This window comes from Achromobacter agilis (assembly GCF_900496965.1).
GTDB classification, from domain to species: domain Bacteria; phylum Pseudomonadota; class Gammaproteobacteria; order Burkholderiales; family Burkholderiaceae_B; genus Achromobacter; species Achromobacter agilis.
On sequence record NZ_UFQB01000062.1, the window covers coordinates 1 to 642 of the forward strand.

Consider the following 642-nt stretch of genomic DNA (forward strand, 5'->3'; position numbering starts at 1 on the left):
CTCCCTCCGCTCGCCCACGCCGCCTCGGCCAACACCCTGGTGGGCGCGGCCTACGTCAGCCTGCGCCGCGACATCATCCAGGGCAAGCTGCCGCCCGGCTCGCGCCTGCGGGTCGAACACCTCAAGGACGACTACGGCGTGGGCGCCGGCACCCTGCGCGAAGCCCTCGCCCTGCTCGTCTCCGATGCCCTCGTCATCGCCCACGGACAGCGCGGCTTCCACGTCACGCCCATCTCCCTCGACGACTTCCGCGACATCACCGAAAACCGCGTGCTCCTCGAAACCGAGGCCCTGCGCCAGTCCATCGCCGTCGGCGACGACGACTGGGAAAGCGCCGTGCTCGCCGCTTTCCACCGCCTCGGCAAGGCCGAGCAGCGCCTGGCGTCGGACCCCGAGGCCAGCTTCGAAGAGTGGGAACAGCGCAACCGCGAGTTCCACCGCGAACTCATCCGCGCCTGTCCCTCGCGCTGGATGCACCACTTCCTGGGCATCCTCTACCAGCAGGCCGAACGCTACCGCCGCCTGACCGTCACCCGCAAGCCCATCGCCCGCGACCTCCACGACGAACACCGGGGCATCCTCGACGCCACCCTCGCCCGCGACGCCGGCCGCGCCTGCGACCTGCTCGCCAGCCACATCCGG

General features: G+C 71.2%; 1 protein-coding gene. It reads left to right on the forward strand.

The annotated features are described in order from the left end of the window. Positions 1–642 (forward strand): GntR family transcriptional regulator (locus AGI3411_RS30030; protein WP_129530937.1); only part of this gene is annotated, 642 nt, incomplete at both ends.